The following is a 15,940-nucleotide window of genomic DNA, read 5'->3' as shown; positions in this document are numbered from 1 at the left end:
CGGCGCCCCCAGGTGATGGCGCATCAGTGCCTGCGCCTTCTGCAACTGGCGCCCCGGCCCGCTGCCCGGCTCCAGCGAGCGCAAGGCATGGCGGCTGTCGCGGGTTTCATCCACCAGCATGTCGGCCAAGCCCTTGAGTGCCCGCGTGCGACCGCAGGCACGTGACAGCAGCGCGACAGCCAGGTCGATGGCCGCCGTGCCACCGGCGCAGGTAATACGGTTGCCATCGATGCAGTACAGTTGCTCAGGCAGTAGCTGCACATGCGGGAACGCCGCCCGGAATTCGGCTTCGTGGCGCCAGTGCACCACCACCTTGTGCCCACGCAACAAGCCGCACGCCGCCAGCAGGAAAACACCATTGTCGACCCCGACCAATTTGACGCCCGCCTTGCTGGCGCGCTTGAGCAAAGCCTGGTAGCGCGGTGCAAGTGCGGCGGTGGCCATGGCATTGCGCCCGCCGAACAGCACCAGGTAGTCGAAACTGGCCAGCTCGAGGTCGCCGGCCACGGCCTCGACCTGCAGCACTGCACCGCTGCTGGAAGGCACCGGTTCACCACCCAGCCCCGCCACCGTCCAGCTGCAATAACGCTGCTGGCTGTAGTCCTCGTCATCGGCGCTGAAGCGCAACTTGTCGAGGAAGGCGCCAAACGGCAGCAAGGCAAAATCCGGTAGCGGCAAGATCAGCAAGCGAATATCGGGATACACGGTATTCACGTCCAGAAAGTACCATCGAATGTCCGGATATTACCCTGCCAGCGCCACCATTGCGCCCTAGACTGGCGCCCTGTTCATCACATGGCGTTACCCGGCATGAACCTCGACACATGGCTCATCTACCTGCTGGCGAGCATCGGTTTGTCGCTCACCCCAGGCCCTAACAGCCTGCTGGCCTTGACCCACGGCGCCCTGTATGGGGCCCGGCGAACCCTGTTCACCATTGTCGGCGGCGTGTTCGGCTTCAGCGCGCTCATCGCCCTGGCGATGTTCGGGCTTGGTGCATTGCTGCAGGCCTCGGCGTCGGTGCTTGGCGTACTGAAATGGCTAGGGGGTGCCTACCTGGTCTGGCTAGGTGTTCAGCTGTGGCGCAGCCCAGGCCTGCAGTTGGAACTCAATGCGGGCAACGCTGGGCTGAACAACGCAGGGTTGTTTCGCCAAGGGCTGCTGTCGGCCATGGCCAACCCCAAGGTGCTGCTGTTCTACGGCGCGTTCCTGCCACAGTTCATCGACCCACAGCGCGGGCTGCTGTTGCAGTTCGTGGTCATGGCGGCCACCTTCGCCAGCGTCGAATTTCTGGTCGAATACCTGCTGGCGCGGCTGGCGTACCGCGTTCGGCCCTGGCTGAGCAAAGCAGGCAAAGGCTTCAATCGCTGCTGCGGGAGCTTGTTCGCCCTGATTGGCGTGGCCTTACCCTTGAGCCGCTAGCCCCTGGCACAGGCAGGCCACTGCCACTGGCGTGGCAGCGCCTATCGAGCCTGGCGTGCCTGGAAAACGAAGACCAGCAGCGCCACCCCCGGCAAGGCGGCGCCCACCAATGCCACCCCTGCCCAACCAAACTGGCTGAACAGCGCACTGGCCACTGCCGAACCCAGCGCTCCGCCAAGGAAGATGCTGGTCATGTACACCGCATTCAAACGCCCACGGCTGGCCGGGTCCAGTGCATACACTTCACGCTGGCCGATCACCATGTTCATCTGCACCGCAAAATCCAGCAGCACACCCGTCAGGCCCAGGCCGATCACGCTGTAGCCGGGCACCGTCAAACCCAGCAGCAAGGCGGCCGGCGCCAGTAACAGCGCCAGTAACGACCCCGCCCGGGCATGACCGGCATCGGCCAGGCGGCCGGCAATGGGTGCCGCAACCGCACCCACTGCGCCGACCAACGCGAACAAGGCAATCTGGCTTTGCGACAGGCCATGCCCTGCAGCCAGGGCCAGTGGCACCGCCGTCCAGTAAAGGCTGAATGCGGCGAACATCAAGGCCTGGTACAGCGAGCGCTGGCGCAGCAGCGGGTAACGGCGCAGCAAGGTGAGCAGCGACAGCATCAGCCCTGCGTAACTGGCCTTGTGCTCGGGCCGACGCTGCGGCAGGGTCGACGCCAGCAGCAGGATGATCGCCAACATCACCCCGGCAGCGCCGATGAATACCGCACGCCAGCCGAAGTGGTCGGCCACCAGGCTGGACAACGGCCGGGCCAGCAGGATGCCCAGCAGCAACCCACCCATGATGTTGCCCACTACCCGACCGCGCTGGTGCTCGGGCGCCAGGTGCGCCGCCAGCGGAATCAGCATCTGCACCGCCACTGAACTGAAGCCGATCAGCAGGGCGTAACCCAGGAACAACTGCCCCTGGCCACTGCCACTGGTACCTGCCAACAGCAGGCTGATGCAGGCCAGAACGGCGGTGGCCACCATCAGACGACGGTTTTCCAGCAAGTCGGCCAACGGTACCAGCAACAACAGGCCCAAGGCATAGCCGAGCTGGGTGAGGGAAACGATCATGCTGGCATGTTCGGTAGACAGCCCCAGGTCCGGGGCGATCAGCCCGACGATGGGTTGGGCGTAGTAGATGTTGGCGACGATAGCGCCGCAGCAGAACGCCAGGAGTACCACCAGGGCCCGGCTCAAGCCGGCAGTGGCCGGTTGCGCTGAAGCGACGGAAGGGTTCATGCGAGGTTCCTCGACAAGGTATGGGGATGACGGCCACCTTACCTGCGGGCAGCGGCGCCGAGAATTGGGCAGCTACGCAACGCGCCTTTGCGTATAGCGCAACGCTAGCGGCCAGTATTCAGCACATTTTCGCAAAAACCGATGAAAGCGCTGACCCGTCGCGAACCCCGGTGGTTGGGCAGGTACAGGGCGTTGATACAGTCGTTGGCGGTGCCAGGGTTGGCTTGCCATTCAGGGAACAGGCGCTGCAGCCGACCGCCTTCGACGTCTTCGCGTACCAGCCAGTCGGCCAGCAATGCAATACCGCTGCCCGCCAGCGCCGTTTCGCGCAACATGTCGGCGTTGGCACTGCGCAGCGGCCCGCTTACGTCCAGCTCCAGGCTTTCCTGGCCACAGGTCAGGCGCCAGGGCCGTGCTTTTTGCCCATAGCGAAAACGCAGGCAGGCGTGTTCAAGCAGTTGCCGGGGATGCAGGAGCGGCCCGCGCTCGGCCAGGTAGCCCGGGCTGGCGACCAGCCAGCGTTGGAAGCGGCCCAGTGGGCGGCAAACCATTTCATCGCTGGGCGCTGGGTCACCCAGGCGGATCGACAGGTCATAACGCCCGTCGAGCAGGTCGTCGATGCGGTCGCTAAGGTCGATGTCCAGCTCCAGCGCCGGGTGACGGGCCAGAAACGGCCCCAGGTGCGGGGCGATGACCCGCCTGCCGAACTCCACCGGCAAGCACAGGCGCAGCACACCGACCGGTTCCTCACCGCGGTCCGAGATGCTGGCATCGGCCTCGTCCAGCGCCTCGAAGATGCCCCGGGCGCGCTGGTAGTAGCGCGCGCCTGCCTCGGTCAGACTGACCTGGCGCGTCGAACGATTGAGCAAGGTGGCGCCCAGCGCCGACTCAAGGGCATCGACCAGGCGCGTCACCGACGAGGTCGCCACCCCCAGCCGGCGTGCAGCCGCTGAAAAACCCTGGGCATCGACGGTGGCCACGAACATTTTCATCGCCAAAAGTTTGTCCATGTCAGGCCGTCCTCGAAAACTCGCAAAGGTCTTACAAACCGCCAGCCCGGTCAAGAAGCATGGCGCCAAGCAAACAGGGCCATGGCGGGCGCACGCCCAACCGGCGTAAAGCCTACAAATGAACGTAGCCGCGATAAAAAACCTTGCCCGCCATACCCGGTGTTTTCATGCATTTTTCCAGACACGATCTAGAATTTTAGACACACCGCGTTAAGTTCAGCCCTGCGACAATCAGCCTCACAAAATTATGTACCAACTTGTTAATTAGCAAGCTAAGGGCTTAAACTGCGCGCATTCCACCTGCTGAGATCCCTGGCATGAACGAAACACCGCGCGCCTCTGGCGCCTCAAACATCATCCTGATTGGCCTGGGCGTGATCATCGCCCTGCTTGGCCTGCTCCTGGCTGCCGGCGGCGTCAAACTCGCCGGCCTGGGCGGTTCCTGGTACTTCCTGATCGGCGGCCTGGCCATGGCCATCGCCGGTGTGCTCATTGCCCGCCGTAAAAAAGCGGGCGCCTGGCTGTACGCGCTGTTCCTGGTTGGCACTGCCCTCTGGGCGCTGGTCGACGCCGGCCTGGTGTTCTGGCCGCTGTTCTCGCGCCTGTTCATGTTCGGTGTCATCGGTATGGTGGTAGCGCTGGTGTACCCACTGCTGGCCCGCGCCAATGGCGCCAGCGCCGGGCGCGGTGCCTACGGCGTTGCCGCGGTGATGGCCGTGGTGCTGGCGGTTGCCGCCGGCAACATGTTCGTCGCTCACCCAAGTGTGGCCCCTACTGGCAAAGGCCCGGGCATGACCCCGGTCGAGGCCGGCAAGGAACAGAAGGACTGGGCCCACTACGGTAATACCGAAGGTGGCAGCCGCTTCGCCGCGCTGGACCAGATCAACCGTGACAACGTGAACAAGCTGAAGGTGGCCTGGACCTACCACACCGGCGACGTCGCCATCAGCGACGGCAACGGTGCCGAAGACCAGCTGACACCCCTGCAGATCGGCAACAAGGTGTTCATCTGCACCCCGCACAACAACCTGATCGCGCTGGATGCCGACACCGGCAAAGAGCTGTGGAAGAACGCCATCAATGCCCAGTCCAAGGTCTGGCAGCGTTGCCGTGGCCTGGCCTATTTCGATGCCACTGCGGCCATCGCCCAGCCGACCCAGCCCAACAGCTCGCCGGTCACCGGCGGTAGCGTGCCGGCCGGCGCCAACTGCCAGCGTCGCCTGCTGACCAACACCATCGATGGCCGCCTGATTGCCGTCGATGCCGACACCGGCGAGTTCTGCCAGGGCTTCGGCAACAACGGCCAGGTCAACCTGATGGCCGGCCTGGGCGATGTGCCAGACTCTTACTACCAGCTGTCCTCGGCACCGCTGATGGCCGGCACCACTGTGGTGGTCGGCGGCCGCGTTGCCGACAACGTCCAGGCTGACATGCCAGGCGGCGTGATCCGTGGCTTCGACGTGATCACCGGGGAAATGCGCTGGGCCTTCGACCCGGGCAACCCGGAAGACCGCCAGGCCCCGCAGGGCGACAAAACCTACGTGCGCAGCACCCCGAACAGCTGGGCACCGATGTCCTACGACCCGGCGATGAACACCGTGTTCCTGCCGATGGGCTCCTCGTCCACCGACATCTACGGTGTTGAACGCAGCAAGCTGGACCACACCTACGGCGCTTCGGTGCTGGCCCTGGACGCCACCACCGGCAACCAGAAGTGGGTGTACCAGACCGTGCACAACGACCTCTGGGACTTCGACCTGCCGATGCAGCCGAGCCTGATCGACTTCACCAAGGACGACGGCCAGACCGTACCTGCGGTAGTGATCGGCACCAAAGCCGGGCAGATCTACGTGCTCGACCGCGCCACCGGCAAACCGCTGACCCAGGTCGACGAAGTTCCGGTCAAGCCAGGCAACATTCCAAACGAGCCGTACTCGCCAACCCAGCCCAAGTCGGTGGGCATGCCGCAGATCGGCGCGCAGACCCTGACCGAGTCGGACATGTGGGGTGCCACCCCGTATGACCAGTTGCTGTGCCGCATCGACTTCAAGAAGATGCGCTATGACGGCTTGTACACAGCGCCCGGCACCGACCTGTCGCTGAGCTTCCCGGGTTCGCTGGGCGGCATGAACTGGGGCAGCCTTTCCACCGACCCGGTACACGGTTTCATCTTCGTCAACGACATGCGCCTGGGCCTGTGGATCCAGATGATTCCGTCGCAGAACAAAGGCAATGCAGCGTCCGGCGGCGAAGCCCTGAACACCGGCATGGGTGCAGTACCGCTCAAGGGCACCCCGTATGCGGTGAACAAGAACCGCTTCCTGTCGGTAGCCGGTATTCCATGCCAGGCGCCGCCGTTCGGCACCCTCACCGCGATCGACATGAAGACCCGCCAGGTGGCCTGGCAGGTACCGGTGGGCACCGTTGAAGACACCGGCCCGCTGGGTATCCGCATGCACCTGCCGATCAAGATCGGCCTGCCCACCCTGGGCGGCACCCTGTCGACCCAAGGCGGCCTGGTGTTCATTGCCGGCACCCAGGACTTCTACCTGCGCGCCTACAACAGCGGCAACGGTGACGAAATCTGGAAGGCGCGCCTGCCAGTGGGCAGCCAGGGCGGCCCTATGACCTACGTTTCGCCGAAAACCGGCAAGCAGTACGTGGTCGTGACAGCGGGCGGTGCGCGCCAGTCGACCGACCGTGGCGACTACGTGATCGCTTACGCCTTGCCGTAACACAGCGTCGCCCCGTTCGCGGGTGAACCCGCCGCCACAGGAGGATCACTGCCCCGGCAAATGGTGCAGCCCCTGTGGCAGCGGGTTCGCCCGCGAAGAGGCCCGAACAGACAACCCGAGACACAGCAATGCCATCCGTAATTCGCTTCACCCCCACCCTGCTGCTGGCGCTGGCCAGCAGCACCGCACTTGCCAACGACGACCTCCTCACCCGCAGCACCCTCACCGGTGACTGGGGCGGCCTGCGCCACCAGCTGGAACAGGACGGGGTGAAAATCACCGGCGACTACAGCGGTGAAACCGCCTACAACGCGCATGGCGGCCTGCACCGCTCGGCGCGTTACTCGCAGAACGTCAAGCTGGGCGTGCAGTTCGACCTGTCGAAGCTGTACGGCCTGGACAACGGCGGCAAAGTCCAGCTGACCATCAACGACCGTCGCGGCAACAGCGCATCGGACGACCTGGTCGGCAACCGCCTGCCGATCCAGGAAAACTACGGCGGCCTGTACACCCGCCTGACCGAGCTGAGCTACGAACGCACCCTGTTCACCCCTGCGCTCAACGTCAAGCTGGGCTACATGGCCATGGGCAACGACGTCGGCGGCCTGGACAGCGGCATCCTGTGCAATTTCATGAACGCCGGCTTCTGTGGCCACCCGCTGAACATGTCGGGGGGCAGCGGCTGGACCAACTACCCCAACGCCCACCTCGGCGTGCGCGTGAAGTACGACCTGTCGCCCGCCTGGCAACTGCGTGTGGCAGCGTTCAATGTGGACCCCGAGAGCAACGGCAATTCCAGCCGTGCCTGGCACCTGGGGCCCAAGCACACCACTGGCACCGTGGTCCCGGTGGAGCTGGTGTACAAGCTGCAGGGCGAGCTGCCGGGCGAGTACAAGCTCGGCTACTACTACGACAGCTCCGACGTGAAGCGCATCGGCAGCGACGACGATGTGTCGGGGCGCGGTGGGCACTACCTGCTGGTCGACCAGGCGCTGTGGAACGATCAGGCCTCGCCAGGCCGCAGCCTGCACGCCTTCGGCCAGTATTCGGCGTCGAGCAAGGCCGCTTCGCCGTTCACCAAGTGGTATGGCGCCGGGGTGGTGCTGTACAAGCCGTTCGAAGGCCGCCCGAGAGATACCGTGGCACTGGGTTACGGCCGCGCCGTACCCAACCCGCGTAGCCGCGATGTGCTGGAAGATGCTGCATTCAACGCCGGCCAGCCGTTCCCCGATATCGACAGCGCCGAGCAGTTGATCGAGCTGAGCTACGGCTACCAGGCAACGCCATGGCTGAACCTGCGCCCGGATGTGCAGTACATCATCGAGCCAGGGGCGTTCACTGGCAAAGACATCGACAACGCGCTGGTGCTGGGCCTGCAGGTAAAAGCAACCTTCTGAGTCGCCGGGGGCCGCACTGCGGCCCATTCGCGGGTGCACCCGCGCCCACAGAGCCCCGGCAGCTCAACCGTCAAGCCTGCCTGAGGTGATCCACCAGCCTGAGCAGCATGGCATCACAGCCCTGCAACTGTTCGACACTGACGAATTCATCCGGCTTGTGCCCCTGCTCCATGCTCCCGGGTCCGCACACCACGGTCGGGATGCCCGCCTGGTCGAACAGCCCGCCTTCAGTACCAAACGCCACGGTGCCGAACTTATCCGAACCACTGAGCAGCGCCACCAGCTGCGCAGCTTCGCTGTCCTGCGGTGTAGCCAACCCCGGATAGGCACTCAGCGGCTGCAGGCGAATGGCACTGTCGGCGTGGACCTTGCGCATGCGCGGCAGCAACTCAGCCTCGGCATACGCCTGCAGTTGGTCCGCCACCGCCTGTGCCTCGAACCCCGGCAAGGCACGCACCTCGAAATCGAATTCGCACTCGGCCGGCACGATGTTCAGCGCCCTGCCCCCTTTGATCACCCCGGTCTGCACCGTGGAGAACGGTGGGTCGAAACGCTCGTCGTGATGCTGCGGCAAGGCCAGCGCGTCGCCGATATCACCCAGCTTGCCGATAAGCCTGGCGGCATACTCGATGGCATTCACGCCATACGGTGCATACGCTGAATGGCAAGCAGCGCCATGCACCTGGCAGCGCATCGCCAGTTTGCCCTTGTGCCCCAACACGGGTTTGAGTTCAGTGGGCTCACCGATCAGGCACAGCCGCGGTTTGTGCCGGCGCTGTTCGAGCGCTGCGAGCATCGAGCGCACACCCAGGCAGCCGACCTCTTCGTCATATGAAAATGCCAGGTGCACCGGCATGCGCAGCGGCTGGGCGAGAAATGCGGGTACCGCTGCCAGCACTGACGCGATGAAGCCCTTCATGTCGGCTGTGCCACGGCCATACAAGCGGCCATCGTGTTCGCTGAGGGCGAACGGTTCGGCCGTCCAGGCCTGGCCGTCTACCGGCACCACGTCGGTGTGCCCGGACAGCACCACGCCGCCAACATCCTTGGGGCCGATGGTGGCAAACAGGTTAGCCTTGGTTCTCTCCGGGTTGTGGAACAGCTCGCATTCCACGCCCAACCCGGCCAGGTAATCGCGAATGAAGCCGATCAGCGCCAGGTTGGAGTCACGGCTGACCGTGGCAAAGCCGACCAGCCTGGCCAGCAGCATGCGGCTGGCAAACTCACTCATCGCCCGGCACCCCGTAGCTTGGCGCAGAGGTCGGGTTGAGGGCGCGGGTGACGTAGTCCTGCATTTGTGGGCGGTAGGCTTGCCACAGGCCATCGAGCGCTCCGATGGGGTCGTTGTCGGCCCAGTCGACGCGCAGGTCCACCAGTGGCCAGGTCAGCTCTCCCGCAATTTTCAGCGCCGCCGAGTGCACCGGCCCCGCCTCACCGCCCGCAGCCATCGCCGCGTGCATGGCCGCCAGCAGGCGGTCGGCCAGGTGCCCACCGGCCTGTTCGAAGGCCAGCACCATCGCTTCGATCACAACGGTGGAGGACAGCAAATTGCCCGCCGCCGCGCATTGCTCGCCGGCCACGGCATGGTGTGTGCCAAGCGCCTCGCGCCCCGTGAACAAAGCCACCTGGCCGGTGCTGTCGATGACCGTCACCTGGCGGTACTCGCTCCAGCCATTGGCGCTCAACACCCGGTCCAGCGCAGCGGCGGGTGGCAACTGGCCCTGCTCCATGGCGTCGAGAATCTGCGGGCCCAGCGCCGGCAGGGTGATGTTCTGGGTAGCGACCGCGCCCACGCCGGCACGCACCCACGGGCAACGGGCCCCTACGGCGATGCTCGACGAACTGATGGCGATACCGACCTGGCCGGTTTCCTGGCAGCGACCAATGATGGAGAAGGTCATGGCATGGTTCCTGTTGTGCTGTGCAATGCAGGCCATTCTGGGTGGAACCTTCGGGCAGGCGAAACCACCTTTTTCCGAGGGGCTAGGCAGGAAAAAACTAGGGTCTGAGGCCCTGTGGGAGCGGGCGAGCCCGCGAACCAGGCGACGCAGTGGCTGGCACCGGCTTTGCCGGTGTTCGCGGGCATGCCCGCTCCCACAGCGAGTGCGCGAGCTTTCAACGTTTCAACAAGACAGTTGCGTTCACAAGATCCGGGCCTTCGCCGTTTTATCGGCAAGCCCCAACTAAATACTATTTTCGCCATTTGCGCAGCATCCCTAGTCTGGCCCCAGGCAACGGCGGTCCCCAAACCGACCTGACAAAAACCGCCTGAACAAGGGCTCGGACATGACACTGAACAACTTCGAAATCGACACCCTCGTGGTCGGCGCCGGCCAGGCTGGCGTGGCCATGAGCGAACACCTGAGCAAGCTGGGCGTGCCGCACCTGGTGCTGGAGCGCAACCGCATTGCCGAGGCCTGGCGCAGCGGCCGCTGGGATTCGCTGGTGGCCAATGGGCCGGCCTGGCACGACCGCTTCCCGGGGCTGGAATTCAACCTCGATGCCGACGCTTTCGCCGGCAAGGACCAGGTGGCCGACTACTTCGAGCAGTACGTACGCAAGTTCAACCTGCCGGTGCGCACCGGCATCGAAGTGAAGAAAGTACAGCGCAACAGCGACCGCCCTGGCTTCACCATCGAAACCAATGAAGGCGTGATCCGCGCCAACCGCGTGGTGGCGGCGACCGGCCCGTTCCAGAAGCCGGTGATACCGGCGATTGCGCCAAAAGACGCCAACCTGCACCAGATCCACTCGGCCGCCTACTTCAACCCCGAACAACTGCCCGAAGGTGCAGTGCTGGTGGTGGGTGCAGGCTCGTCCGGCGTGCAGATCGCCGAAGAGCTGATGCGTGCCGGCCGCCAGGTGTACCTGTCGGTCGGCGCTCATGATCGCCCGCCACGGGCTTACCGCAACCGCGACTTCTGCTGGTGGCTGGGCGTATTGGGTGAATGGGACGCAGAAATTGCCAAGCCTGGCCGCGAGCATGTGACCATTGCCGTGAGCGGCGCCCGTGGGGGCCATACGGTCGACTTCCGTGCCCTCGCCCACCAGGGCATGACCCTGGTTGGCCTGACCCGGTCGTTCGAAAACGGCGTGGCGCACTTCCAGGACAACCTGGTCGAGAACATCACGCGGGGCGATGAGAACTACCTGGCCTTGCTGGACGCCGCCGATGCCTATGTGGAGCGCAACGGCCTCGACCTGCCGCAAGAGCCTGAAGCGCGCCGGCGCCTGGCCGACCCGGCCTGCATGCTCGACCCACTGCAACAGCTGGACCTGGCCAAGGCCGGTGTCCGCAGCATCATCTGGGCCACCGGCTACGGCGTGGACTTCAGTTGGCTGCAGGTGGACACCTTCGACGCCAACGGCAAGCCCCAGCATCAGCGCGGTGTCGCTCGCGAACCAGGTGTGTATTTCCTTGGTCTGCCGTGGCTGTCGCGCCGTGGCTCGTCGTTCATCTGGGGCGTATGGCACGACGCCAAACACGTCGCCGGCCACATCGCCACGCAACGCACCTACAGCGCCTACCGCGACCGCGACCAGCGCGCGGCCGACCGGCAGCAACCCGCCACATTCAGCAACGTCAGCACCCTCGGAGCCCACTGATGCCTACCCATACCCGCATCCGCATGTTCAACACCAAGGCCACCTACCCCAACCAGACCCTGGACAACGACCTGTGCCAGGCGGTGCGGGCCGGTAACACCATCTATGTGCGTGGCCAGGTCGGCACCGATTTCGAAGGCAGGCTGGTGGGCCTGGGTGACCCGCGGGCGCAGGCCGAACAGGCGATGAAGAACGTCAAGCAACTGCTCGAAGAAGCCGGCTCGGACCTGTCGCATATCGTCAAGACCACCACCTACATCACCGACCCACGTTTCCGCGAGCCGGTGTACAAGGAAGTGGGCAAATGGCTCAAGGGCGTGTTCCCGATTTCCACCGGCCTGGTAGTGGCCGGCCTGGCCCAGGCCGAATGGCTGATGGAGATCGACGTGATCGCCGTGGTGCCGGACCAGGCATGACCGGCAGTTGCCAGGCGCTTGCCCTGTAGGAGCGGCCTTGCGTCGCGATGGGGCGCGAAGCGCGCCCCGGTTTTTTTGCGGCGAAGCTGAAGTTGCGGCGAAGCTGAAAATTTGGGGCCGCTTCGCGCCCCATCGCGACACAAGGCCGCTCCTACAGGGGACCGTGCAAGGCTTAGAAGCCGACCGTGGCAGACAGCAGATAGGTGCGTGGGGTCGACAGGGTCAAGCCCGGCTCGCTGTCATCCGAGGCCCCTGCCGAGCTCCAGTAGCGGTCATCCAGCACGTTCTCGACACTGGCTCGCAATGTGACCTCGGTCTCATCCACCTTGAACGCGTAGCGCGCCCCCAGGTCATAGCGCTCCCAGCCATTGATCTTCTTGCTGTTGTTCTGGTCCAGGTATTGCGACCTGGAGTGAATACCGCGTGCTGTCAGGGTCAAGCCTTTGACCCCCGGCACGTCCCACTCGCCCCCCAGGTTCACGTTGTACTCCGGCGTGGCCGGGGCGCGGTTGCCGTCGTAGGCGCCATCGACCGTGTCGGTCAGCTCGCTGTCGATGTACATCACCCCACCCAGTACCCGCACACCCTGCACAGGCTCACCGAACACACTCAGCTCGATGCCGTGGTTGTCACGCTTGCCATTGGGGCCGAACACCCGCGAAGCCGGGTTGGTTTCGTAGGCCGGCTGGCGAATGCGGAACGCGCTGGCGGTGAAGGCCACCTGGCCAAAGTCATACTTGGCCCCGACCTCGACCTGGCGGCTGGTGAATGGCGGAAATATCTGGTCTTCGTTGACCGAGGTCGACGGGGCGATCTTGCCTTGGCTCAGGCCTTCCATGTAATTGGCGTACAGCGACAACTGCTCGGTGACCTTGAGCAGCACCCCGCCAGAGGGCGAGACCTTTTCTTCGTCATAGGCGGTGTCGCCTTTGACGCCATCACTCCAGTCATCCACTTGCACCCGCTGCCAGCGCGCGCCCAGGGTCAGCAGAAGGCGGTCGTCGAAAAAGCCCAGGGTGTCGGCCAGGGCCACGCCGGAGAAGCGGTTTTCCGTGTAGACCTTCGAATCGAAGCGGGTGGGTGTGCCCGGCGTGGGTGTGGCCACCGGGTGGTAGAGGTTGCTGGGTGCGGCGGCATAACGGGCGCCGCCGTTGGTGAAGTCCATGTAGTAAGAGCTGGCGGCCAGGTTCAGTTCGTGGCTGACCGGCCCGGTCTGCAACCACTTGCGCAGGCCAGCCATGGCGGTACGCACAGATTCATCGCGGGTAAAGTCGCGGGGCTGCACACTGAAATCGCCGGCGTCATTGATGATCGACACGTTGTGGCGCAGGAAGTCATGGTTGCTCTTGCGTGCGCCGACCGCACCGTAGGCCAGCAGCGAATCACTGATATCGTATTCGGCATTCAGTGCGCCAAAGGTGTCATTGGTGCGCGCCTTGCTCCAGGCCTGGGCATAGTTGTGGCGCACGTCATCGGCGTCCGGCACCTTGGCGTTGGCGCCGATCAGCACACGCTCCTGCGGCGCATCGGTATCGCGCTCGGTGTGACCCAGGTCGGCCGACAGGCGCAGGCGCTCGCCGCGGAAATCCAGGCCCAGCACCGCCATCTGGCGATCGACAGACTGGTGGTCCCATGCAGTATCGCCGGCTTGCTTGACGCCGTTGAAGCGCACACCGAACTGGTCACCTTCGCCGAAGCGCCGGCCGATATCCACGGCACCCCCCACCTGGCTGTCGGAGGCATAGCTGCCGGTGAACGTGGTAATCGGCTTGTCGCCAGCGCGCTTGGGTTGCACGTTGATGCCACCGCCTACGCTGCCCCGGGGCGATATGCCGTTGAGCAACTGGCTGGGGCCTTTGATGATGTCGACCCGCTCGGCCATTTCCATGTCGATCGAATAGGTCGGCAAGATCCCATACAGGCCGTTGTAGGCGACATCGCTGTTGAATAGGCTGAAGCCGCGAATGGTGAATTGTTCGAAGCGCCCGCCGGCGGGGTTGGTGGCGCGTACCGAGGGGTCGCTGGCAATCAGCTCGCCCAGGGTGCGGGCCTGCTGGTTCTTGACCACCTCGCTGGTGTAACTGGTGATGCTGAAGGGGGTTTCCATGAAGTCCCGCGAACCGAGCAGGCCTTGTGCGCCCTGGCGTGCCACCTGGCCGCCCGCGTAGGGTTGCGATTGGCCAGGGGCGACCAGCCCGCCGACGATACTGGTAGGGGCGATTTCCAGGGCGCTACCGGCCTGGGGGGCCGGCACCAGGGTGAAGGCCCCTTCACCCACCGGGAGCCATTGCAGGCCGCTGCCACGCAGCAATTGGGCAAACCCTTCGTCAACACTGTAGGCGCCAGACAGGCCAGCGCTCTGCCGACCTTGCACCAGTGCCGGGTCCAGCGAAAGGCTGACGCCCGCCTGGTCGGCGAAGCGGGTCAACGCGGCCCCCAGGCTGGCGGGCGCTACCTGGTAAGTGCGGCGCACGGGCTCATCGGCCCAGGCCGGTGAACACAGCAACAGGCTCATGGCGAACAACGGATGCGCGGCGCGCGCCAGTGGGCGCAGGCGGCAAGACTTTACTGCTGGCATTGAACAAGGCTCCCCTTTATTTTCTCCTACCGGTAATGACCGGCGAGTGAAAAAAAGGGGACAGCCTCAAGCACGATTTTCTCGCGCAGACAAACTGACCCAGTAACGGGTGCGTGACTGCACCTGCAACGGCAGGCTTGCAGCCAGCAAGGCCAGCACCCGGTCGGTGTCGTCAAGGCGGAAGGTGCCGGTGACGCGCAGCCGCTCCAGCGCAGGCGCCCAGCGCAGCACCCCGGGGCGGTAGCGACGCAGCTCGTGCAACAGTTCGCCCAGCGGCCGGTCGTCCAGCCGCAGCACCCCTTCGCGCCAGCCCAGCCGCCAAGGGTCCAGCCCGCTGACCGCGCCGACGCCAGTTGCCTGCAAGCTGGCCTGCTGCCCTGCCAGCAGCGTGCGTGCCGGGCCATGGGCCGGCTGGAGCTGGGCCCTGCCGTTGAGCACCGACACCCGGCAGGCGTCGCCCAACAGGCGCAAGCACACCTCGGCATCGCCTAGCAGCACCTGGCCCTCGGGCACGTGCAAGGCCAGTTGCAGATGCGCAGGCACCTTTACGGCAACCTCCCCGCGCAGCAAGGTCAGGCGACGTGCACCGAGGTCGAGATCGACCGCGCTGTCGGTATTCAACTGCAGGAACGTCCCGTCGCTCAACAGTACCTGGCGCTGCTCGCCCACCGCGGTACGCAGGTCGGCCGCCCAGGCTTCCAGGGGCAGCTCACGGCTTGCCAGCCACGCCGCCGGCAGCACCGCCGCCACGCCCAGGGCGCGCTTGAGCAGCGCCCGTCGGCCGGCATCCGGGCGGTCCAGCGTGGCCATTGCCAACGCCCCTGGCAGCCCGGAGAAGCGCGCGCGCAACAAGGCTGCCTTGTGCCACGCCTGCTCATGCAGGCTGCTGCTGGCGCGCCATTGCGCGAGCCGCTGCAGGTCCTTGTCGCTGGCGGCGCCGGAATCCAGCAGCGCCAGCCAACGGGCAGCGGCACGCACGGCCTCGCGGGTTTCGGCGCTAGGTTGGGTCATTGCAGATCGGCCAACAGGCAATGCTCGTAAGCCTGCGCCATGTAACGTTTGACCGAGCGCTCGCACACACCCAGCCGCTTGCCGATTTCGGCATAGCCCAGACCTTCCAGCTGGCTCCAGAGAAACGCCCTGCGCACCGGCGGCTTCAGGCCGTCGAGCAGTTCATCCAGTGCTTGCAGGGTTTCCAGCACGATCCAGCGCTGCTCGGGCGACGGTACATGCTGTTCAGGCAACTGCGCCAAGGCATCCATGTAGGCCTGCTCCAGGCTGCGGCGCTGGTGGAAGTTGCTGAGCAGGCGCTTGCCCACGGTAAGCAGGTAGGCGCGTGGCTCGCGGATGTCTGCCAGCGGCTGAGCACTGGCCAGCACCCGCAGGAACGTATCCTGGCTGAGGTCGGCGGCATCCCAGGCATTGCCCATGCGCCGGCGCAGCCAGCTTTCCAGCCAGCTGCGATGCTCCCGGTACAGGGCAGGCAGGCTAGGCTCTTGTGGCGGCGCGGCGTCGATCATGGGAAGGCCCTG

At 65.1% G+C, this 15,940-nt stretch carries 13 protein-coding genes; 5 read left to right on the top strand and 8 right to left on the bottom strand.

The genetic code is table 11. The annotated features are described in order from the left end of the window. Positions 1-705 (bottom strand): AraC family transcriptional regulator (locus tag APH30_RS12740; RefSeq protein ID WP_054912746.1); only part of this gene is annotated, 705 nt, incomplete at its 3' end. A gap of 105 nt (positions 706-810) precedes the next feature. Here APH30_RS12740 and APH30_RS12735 point away from each other — a divergent pair. Then, on the top strand, positions 811-1,422 hold the full coding sequence (locus tag APH30_RS12735; RefSeq protein WP_054912745.1) for a LysE family translocator: 612 nt from the start codon (positions 811-813) through the stop codon (positions 1,420-1,422). Between the two features lie 41 nt (positions 1,423-1,463). Here the strand turns inward: APH30_RS12735 and APH30_RS12730 are convergent, their stop codons facing one another. Then, positions 1,464-2,666, bottom strand: a complete 1,203-nt coding sequence (locus APH30_RS12730; RefSeq protein ID WP_054912744.1) for an MFS transporter — start codon at positions 2,664-2,666, stop codon at positions 1,464-1,466. A gap of 104 nt (positions 2,667-2,770) precedes the next feature. Then, on the bottom strand, positions 2,771-3,676 hold the full coding sequence (locus APH30_RS12725) for a LysR family transcriptional regulator (RefSeq protein WP_054912743.1): 906 nt from the start codon (positions 3,674-3,676) through the stop codon (positions 2,771-2,773). Positions 3,677-3,993: 317 nt separating this feature from the next. On the opposite strand from APH30_RS12725, the gene APH30_RS12720 reads away from it, so the two are divergent. Continuing rightward, the gene (locus APH30_RS12720; RefSeq protein ID WP_054912742.1) at positions 3,994-6,411 is read left to right on the top strand and encodes a glucose/quinate/shikimate family membrane-bound PQQ-dependent dehydrogenase; all 2,418 of its coding nucleotides are present in this window, start codon (positions 3,994-3,996) and stop codon (positions 6,409-6,411) included. A gap of 128 nt (positions 6,412-6,539) precedes the next feature. Next, positions 6,540-7,808: a carbohydrate porin gene (locus APH30_RS12715; RefSeq protein WP_054912741.1), complete on the top strand. Its 1,269-nt coding sequence runs from the start codon at positions 6,540-6,542 to the stop codon at positions 7,806-7,808. Positions 7,809-7,878: 70 nt separating this feature from the next. Here APH30_RS12715 and argE read toward each other — a convergent pair whose 3' ends face one another. Next, positions 7,879-9,039: an acetylornithine deacetylase gene (argE, locus tag APH30_RS12710; protein WP_054912740.1), complete on the bottom strand. Its 1,161-nt coding sequence runs from the start codon at positions 9,037-9,039 to the stop codon at positions 7,879-7,881. After that, on the bottom strand, positions 9,032-9,709 hold the full coding sequence (locus APH30_RS12705) for a DUF1028 domain-containing protein (RefSeq protein WP_029887066.1): 678 nt from the start codon (positions 9,707-9,709) through the stop codon (positions 9,032-9,034). The genes argE and APH30_RS12705 overlap by 8 nt, the downstream gene beginning before the upstream one ends. A 385-nt stretch (positions 9,710-10,094) precedes the next feature. Here APH30_RS12705 and APH30_RS12700 point away from each other — a divergent pair, with 385 nt between their 5' ends. Both APH30_RS12700 and APH30_RS12695 read left to right on the top strand, forming a co-directional pair. Continuing rightward, a complete protein-coding gene (locus APH30_RS12700) occupies positions 10,095-11,414 on the top strand; it encodes an NAD(P)/FAD-dependent oxidoreductase (protein WP_054912739.1) in 1,320 nt (439 codons plus the stop codon). Beyond that, entirely contained in the window at positions 11,414-11,830 is a 417-nt protein-coding gene (locus APH30_RS12695) for a RidA family protein (RefSeq protein ID WP_029887064.1), read from the top strand. The genes APH30_RS12700 and APH30_RS12695 overlap by 1 nt, the downstream gene beginning before the upstream one ends. A 172-nt stretch (positions 11,831-12,002) precedes the next feature. Here APH30_RS12695 and APH30_RS12690 read toward each other — a convergent pair whose 3' ends face one another. From APH30_RS12690 to APH30_RS12680, 3 genes are all read right to left on the bottom strand, one after another. Then, positions 12,003-14,408 (bottom strand): TonB-dependent receptor, encoded by a 2,406-nt coding sequence (locus APH30_RS12690; protein WP_054912738.1) that lies wholly within the window; start codon positions 14,406-14,408, stop codon positions 12,003-12,005. Between the two features lie 66 nt (positions 14,409-14,474). Continuing rightward, positions 14,475-15,419, bottom strand: coding sequence for a FecR domain-containing protein (locus tag APH30_RS12685; protein ID WP_054912737.1), 945 nt, complete (start codon positions 15,417-15,419; stop codon positions 14,475-14,477). Further along, complete coding sequence (locus APH30_RS12680) at positions 15,416-15,928, bottom strand: sigma-70 family RNA polymerase sigma factor (protein WP_009686523.1); 513 nt, start codon at positions 15,926-15,928, stop codon at positions 15,416-15,418. Before APH30_RS12680 ends, APH30_RS12685 begins: the two co-directional genes overlap by 4 nt. Between the last annotated feature and the right edge of the window lie 12 nt (positions 15,929-15,940).

The organism is Pseudomonas sp. NBRC 111127 (genome assembly GCF_001320345.1).
GTDB lineage: Bacteria > Pseudomonadota > Gammaproteobacteria > Pseudomonadales > Pseudomonadaceae > Aquipseudomonas > Aquipseudomonas juntendi.
The sequence above is the reverse complement of the archived record's forward strand: the minus strand, read 5'-3'. Positions and strand labels throughout refer to the sequence as shown.

What these genes read in the sequence shown, in the direction of transcription:
- APH30_RS12735 (WP_054912745.1), top strand. Translation starts at nt 811, where the DNA reads ATGAACCTCGACACATGGCTCATCTACCTGCTGGCGAGCATCGGTTTG.
- APH30_RS12730 (WP_054912744.1), bottom strand. Translation starts at nt 2,666, where the DNA reads ATGAACCCTTCCGTCGCTTCAGCGCAACCGGCCACTGCCGGCTTGAGC.
- APH30_RS12725 (WP_054912743.1), bottom strand. Translation starts at nt 3,676, where the DNA reads ATGGACAAACTTTTGGCGATGAAAATGTTCGTGGCCACCGTCGATGCC.
- APH30_RS12720 (WP_054912742.1), top strand. Translation starts at nt 3,994, where the DNA reads ATGAACGAAACACCGCGCGCCTCTGGCGCCTCAAACATCATCCTGATT.
- APH30_RS12715 (WP_054912741.1), top strand. Translation starts at nt 6,540, where the DNA reads ATGCCATCCGTAATTCGCTTCACCCCCACCCTGCTGCTGGCGCTGGCC.
- argE (WP_054912740.1), bottom strand. Translation starts at nt 9,039, where the DNA reads ATGAGTGAGTTTGCCAGCCGCATGCTGCTGGCCAGGCTGGTCGGCTTT.
- APH30_RS12705 (WP_029887066.1), bottom strand. Translation starts at nt 9,709, where the DNA reads ATGACCTTCTCCATCATTGGTCGCTGCCAGGAAACCGGCCAGGTCGGT.
- APH30_RS12700 (WP_054912739.1), top strand. Translation starts at nt 10,095, where the DNA reads ATGACACTGAACAACTTCGAAATCGACACCCTCGTGGTCGGCGCCGGC.
- APH30_RS12695 (WP_029887064.1), top strand. Translation starts at nt 11,414, where the DNA reads ATGCCTACCCATACCCGCATCCGCATGTTCAACACCAAGGCCACCTAC.
- APH30_RS12690 (WP_054912738.1), bottom strand. Translation starts at nt 14,408, where the DNA reads ATGCCAGCAGTAAAGTCTTGCCGCCTGCGCCCACTGGCGCGCGCCGCG.
- APH30_RS12685 (WP_054912737.1), bottom strand. Translation starts at nt 15,419, where the DNA reads ATGACCCAACCTAGCGCCGAAACCCGCGAGGCCGTGCGTGCCGCTGCC.
- APH30_RS12680 (WP_009686523.1), bottom strand. Translation starts at nt 15,928, where the DNA reads ATGATCGACGCCGCGCCGCCACAAGAGCCTAGCCTGCCTGCCCTGTAC.